4 protein-coding genes are annotated in these 5,765 nt (G+C 72.7%); 2 read left to right on the top strand and 2 right to left on the bottom strand.

Going from position 1 to position 5,765, the window contains the following annotated elements:
* Together J0670_RS27965 and J0670_RS27970 are read left to right on the top strand one after the other, a co-directional pair.
* Positions 1-634, top strand: a 634-nt coding sequence (locus tag J0670_RS27965) for a rhomboid-like protein (RefSeq protein WP_207814474.1), incomplete at its 5' end; no start/stop codon positions are given.
* 169 nt (positions 635-803) lie between these two features.
* Positions 804-3,497: a glycosyl hydrolase gene (locus tag J0670_RS27970; protein ID WP_207814475.1), complete on the top strand. Its 2,694-nt coding sequence runs from the start codon at positions 804-806 to the stop codon at positions 3,495-3,497.
* 82 nt (positions 3,498-3,579) lie between these two features.
* Here the strand turns inward: J0670_RS27970 and J0670_RS27975 are convergent, their stop codons facing one another.
* Together J0670_RS27975 and J0670_RS27980 are read right to left on the bottom strand one after the other, a co-directional pair.
* Positions 3,580-4,485, bottom strand: a complete 906-nt coding sequence (locus tag J0670_RS27975) for an STM4011 family radical SAM protein (RefSeq protein WP_243437624.1) — start codon at positions 4,483-4,485, stop codon at positions 3,580-3,582.
* The coding region (locus tag J0670_RS27980) for an STM4012 family radical SAM protein (protein ID WP_207814476.1) at positions 4,482-5,765 on the bottom strand (1,284 nt) is incomplete at its 5' end. The genes J0670_RS27975 and J0670_RS27980, both read right to left, overlap by 4 nt.

Genomic DNA, 5,765 nt, shown 5'->3' on the forward strand with positions numbered 1-5,765 from the left:
CGTCCGCAGCGCCCCGGGCAGTTTCATCTGGCTGGCGATCCTGCTGGTCACCACCGTGGTGATCCGGCACGTCGACCCGGCCACCGCCGACCGCATCCTGGAACGGCGCTCGACCAATCTGCACCACCTCCAGGTCTCGCCGGTCCGGGCGCTGGTGAGCAGCGCGCTGTGGATCGCGGGCGGCGGCTGGCTGGGCTACTTCGTGCTCTACAACCTGTTCCACGTGCCCGTCGAGCGCTGGCTCGGCACGCTGCGCTGGTTCTCGGTGGTGGTGCTGGCGCACGTCGGGGCGACCTACCTCAGCGAGGGCGTACTGGGCTGGGCGATCCACCGGGGCCTCGCCGCGCCCCGGGCCGTGTACACGCTCGACTACGGCGTCAGCTACGCGCTCGCCGGGGTGGTCGGGGTGCTCACCTACCTGATCGTGCGGCCCTGGCGGTACCTGTACCTGGCGGGCGTGCTGGGCGTCTACGGCGTGGGCGTCCATCTGAGCCGGGACTTCACCAGCATCGGCCACTTCAGCGCGGCGCTGATCGGACTCGCCTGCTACCCGCTGACCCGGGACCGGCCGGGGGCCTTCGACCCGGTCGCCGCCGCGCGGGCGCTCCGGCGGAGGCTGCCGCACCGGCGGTGAGCGGCCCGGCCGGGCGCATTCCGTGAATACCAACTGTTCGACACGGTAAGGCTCTTAACCATCTCTTACCGTACGGGCCTTCCCCGGGGCCGACCGACCGTGCAGGCTTACCCCCTGTTTCGCCCGGGCCGCGTGATCGCGCGGCCGGCCACAGGGGAGGACCGCACCCGTGCCCACCAGGCAACGACGACGGCTGCTGCTGAGCGCCGTCACGCTCACCGCCATCGGACTGACCACGACCCAGGCGCTCGCCGCCCCGACCGCGCCGCCGACCGCGCAGACCTGGCAGGTGCGGCACCAGGCGGACGTCGGGAAGCAGCACGCCCAGAAGGTCCGGGGCGCCACCGCTTCCACGGCCTTCAGCCCCAAGGCCGACGCCGGGGCCGGTGACGGCGGCGACGAGGCGGAGAACTCCGCCGAGGGCACCGCGCAGTACACCGAGGCCCGCACCGCCCCCGGCGTGGTCGCGCCGGGCGCCTACGGGGCGGCCTGGGCGCAGCTGCGGTCCACGCCGCGCACGGACGGCAACTGGACGCACGTCACCGACAAGCCGTACAACTCGGACGACCCGCGCTACCGCGACGTCAACTCCAACTCCAGCGGCGGCGCCGGTCTGGTGACCGGCCGGATCACCGGCATCGCGGCGGACAACGACGGCTACGTGTACGCCGGCGGGGCCAACGGCGGGGTGTTCCGCTCCCGCACCGGCGGCGGGCACTGGGAGCCGATCGCCGACAAGCTGCCCTCGCTGTCCACCGGCACGCTGGACCTCGACGAGGGCGGGCGGCTCTGGTACGCCACCGGCGAGTCCAACACCGGCGCCACCTCGTACGTCGGCACCGGGGTGTACGTGCTCGGCGACCCGAAGCACGGCCAGTTCAAGCCCGCCGACCGGGTCGGCGGCCCCGAGCTGGAGTCCACCATCATCCACGCGCTGCGCTTCGGCGGTGGCCGGGCGTGGGCCGCCACCAGCCGGGGCGTGTGGAGCCACTCGACCACGGACCTCTCCGGCCCGTGGACGCTGGAGTTCGCGCCCAACCCCGAGTACCTGCCCGGTGGTTCGAAGGCGGCCGACCCGAGCGCGCCGTACAAGAACATCGCCAACGACATCGCGATCGACCCCAAGGACCCGTCCAAGGTGATCCTGGCGATCGGCTGGCGCGGCGGCGACAGCTACAACGGCTTCTACGGCAAGGCCGCGGAGGGCAGTTGGCAGCGCGTCTCCTCGCTGGGTGACCTGCCGACGGACGCGGCGAACGTCGGCAACGTGACCTTCGCGCGCTCGGCGGACGGCTCCCGCTACTACGCGATCGACCAGTCGCCGGACGTCATGGCGCACAACCCGGACACCGGCCTCAAGGGCGTCTACGTCTCCAAGTCCGGCTCGCCGTCCGGGCCGTGGACGCTGATCGCGGACAAGGACAAGCTGAAGGGCTCCGGCTCGGCCCTCCAGGACCCGGGCTACCAGCCGGGCATCCAGGCCTGGTACAACCAGTCCCTCCAGGTCGACCCGGCCAACCCGGACCACGTGTACGCCGGCCTGGAGGAGGTCTTCGAGACCACCGACGGCGGCGCCAAGTGGGCCACCGTCGGCCCGTACTGGAACAACGGCTTCCCGTGCTGGAGCATCGACCCGGCCAAGCAGACCGGCGACTGCTCGCAGACCACGCACTCCGACCAGCACGCCGTCGCCTTCGGCGCGTACCAGGGCAAGGCCAACGTCTACGTCGGCAACGACGGCGGCATCTACCGGCGCCCGTCCGCCGGGCAGTTGGACGCCTGGGGCCACGGCAAGGACTGGACGCCGCTCAACGACGGCACCATCGACACCCTGCAGTACTACTCGGTCGGCGTCGGCAAGGACCCGGCGGACCGCTCCGGCAAGGGCGTCATCGTCAGCGGCGGGCTCCAGGACAACGGCGAGTCGATCCTGCGCGCCCACGACAAGGTGATGGGCTCCAACTTCGGCGGCGACGGCGGCGACACCCTGGTCAACCCGGCCAACGGCTGCGACATCGCCGAGGAGTACGTCTACCTCGACCTGTGGGTCACCCAGAACTGCGCCACCAACGACGGCAGTTGGACGAAGGACCCGAGCAAGGCCACCTCCTACGAGGTCGCCCCGCCCGACAAGGACACCAACGCCGCGCGCTTCATCGCGCCGATCACCAGCGACCCCAAGGACGCCGACACCTGGGTCGCCGGCGGCCAGCACGTCTGGGTGCAGCACAAGGGCTACGCGATCCGCAGCGGCAGCGAGTGGACCAGCGCCTACGACCTGGGCGCCGGCCACGTCGCCACGGCCGTCGCCACGGTCAACGGCACGGTCTACGCGGGCTGGTGCGGTCCGTGCAACAACCAGGGCTTCAGCCGCGGCATCGCCGTCGGCAGGACGGACGGCACCGGCTGGCACCAGCTCAACCTGCCCGTCGAGGGCACTCTGCCGAACCGGTACATCTCCTCCTTCGCGGTGGACGAGAAGGACGCCCAGCACGTCTTCGTCGCGTTCAACGGCTTCTCGCGGACCTGGACCGAGGGCCCCGGCGCGGGCATCGGCCACGTCTTCGAGACCCGCGACGGCGGCGCCACCTGGGCCGACGTCTCGGCCAACCTGCCGGACGTCCCCGCCACCTCGGTCAAGATCCTCCCGAACGGCGCGCTGGCCCTCGGAACCGACCTCGCCGCCTTCTACCGCGCGCCCGGCACCACCGACTGGCGCGTCCTGGGCCGCAACCTGCCCACCACCTCGGTCCAGCAGCTGAAGCTCGGGCCGGACGGCCGGCTCTACGCCGCCACCTTCGGGCGCGGCATCTGGTCCATCGACCCGCGCAACCTGAACGAGGACAACGACAACCAGGACTGACGTCCGTCGGTGGTCCTGAGGTGCCCGGCCCGCGCTGCCACAGCGGGCCGGGCACCCGCGTTCCCGGGTCACCAGTTCCGGGTCACCAGTTCTGGGGCACCCGCTCCAGGACACCGGCGCCAAACAGTTCGTACAGCGGAAGGGTCTCCAGGTGGACGTAGCCGATGTGGCAGTCGCACACCGGCAACGGGCAGGCCCGCGGCGCCAGTTGCGCGCGGTAGCTGCCGTCGTAGAGGTTGCCGAGGACGTCCCGGACGAAGTGGCAGCGGCGCACCGTGCCGTCGCCGTCCACCGACAGCACCGACTCGCCGGTGCGGCAGGGCCGCCCGGCGCTCGGGTGCCCGTACCGGCTGAAGCCGAAGTGCCGGTCCAGGGCCGTCCACCGGGCGGCCTCGGCGTCGGTGTAGCTGCGGCCCTCGGCGGCGTTGACCCACAGGTAGACGCCGGGGGAGAGGTCGGCGCGCAGCCGCTCGGCCTCGGCCAGGTGCTCCGGCTGCCCCACCACGCCGACGCTGTAGCGCACGCCGATCGCGTCCAGCTCACGGCACTTGGCGAGGAAGTGGTCGTACCCGACCTGCCCCGGGTGGTAGGTGACCCACAGCGCGAGGGCGTCCAGGTCCGCCTCGGCGAGCCAGCCGGTGCGGCAGCTCAGATTGGTCTGGATCGCGACCCGCCGCACGTGCGGCAGCCGGCTCAGCTCGACCAGAGCCCGCCGGTACCAGGAGCGCACCAGACCCTCGCCCCACGGGGTGAACAGCAGCGACAGCGTGTCCCCGGTGCCCGCGCGTCCGGCCGCCCAGGCGGTGAAGCGCTCCAACGCGGCCCGGTCGGCGCGCAGTTGCCCGGGGGAGTCGCGGCGCTTGGCGAACGGGCAGTAGGGGCAGTCGTAGTCGCAGGAGGCGAGTGGACCGCGGTACAGCAGGGTGAGGTCCCGCGCCTCCGTCTCCTCGGCGGTGGGCGCGGCCGAGGGCATGCCGAGGAAGGTCATTTCGCCTCGTACGCCGCCATCAGGGCCCGCACCTCGGGCGAGAACAGCATCGGCCCGACCGCGTCCGAGTGCGCAAGCCCCTCCGGGGTGAGCAGCAGGCGATCCCCGTCCTCCGCCAGCCAGCCGCGCTCGGCGAAGCCGGCCAGCTCCACCGGGAAGTCCTCGGCCGGCGAACCGCCGAAGCGGGCGCGGTAGTCCGCCAGCGGCATGCCCTCGGCCTGGAGCAGCGACTGGACGAGATGGCGCCGGCGCGGCTCCTCGCCGCCCATCCAGTGGCCCACCTCGGCGTGGTGGAAGTCCTCGGTGGCGACGTAGTCGTCGATGATGCCGCGCACCTCGGTGGCGTTCACCGCGTAGTCGAAGGAGTAGTGCAGCCGCGAGGTGTAGGAGCGGGCGCCGCAGCCCAGGCCGACCATGCCGTCCGTCTGGCAGGCGTACTCGCTCGCCCCCGCCTGCGGGGAGGCGGCGCGGCGGAACATCCGCATCGACACCTGCTCGTAGCCGTGCGCCAGCAGGTGGTCCCGCCCGGCGCGGTAGAGCGCGAGGCGGCGGGCGTCCCAGGCGGAGCGGCTCTCCTGCTCTCCGCGCCGGGCCAGGCCGGTCAGCGGGCGGACGTACAGCGGGTAGAGGTACAGCTCCTCGGGCCGCCAGGACAGCGCGGCGTCCAGCGAACGGAGCCAGCTCGCCTCGGTCTGGCCGTCGATGCCGTAGATGAGGTCGATGTTGAGCACAGGGAACCCGGCGGCACGGATCCGGTCGAGGGCGGCCTCCACCTCGGCCCGCTTCTGCGGGCGGACCGCCGAGCGGGCCTCGACGTCGTCGAAGGACTGCACGCCCAGGCTCAGCCGGGTGGCGCCCCGGGCGGCCAGCACCTCCAACCGGTCCGCGGTCGCGGTGGCGGGCGAGGCCTCCACCGAGAGCGGCACCGCCGACAGGTCGGCGCCCATCCGCCGCTCGGCTATGTCGCACAACCGCTCCAGCTCGCCGGCCGTCAGATAGGTCGGTGTGCCGCCGCCGAACGCGGCCAGCGCGAACCGGGCGCCCTCGTCCAGCGCGGCGCGGACGGCGACCGCCTGCCGCTCCAGGGCGTCCAGGTAGGCGGTGGTCAGGCCCTCCGGGCTGCCGATCCGGGTGAACAGGTTGCAGAAGCCGCAACGGACCTCGCAGAACGGGACGTGCAGGTAGAGCGAGAGCGCGTGCTGCGCCTCCCCGGCCCACAGCTCGCTCAGCGCCGGGCGCTCGGGCAGCGGCCGGTAGGCCGTCTTGTGCGGGTAGGCGTA

It is taken from the genome of Streptomyces sp. FH025 (assembly GCF_017427025.1).
In the GTDB taxonomy this organism is placed as follows: Bacteria; Actinomycetota; Actinomycetes; order Streptomycetales; family Streptomycetaceae; genus Kitasatospora.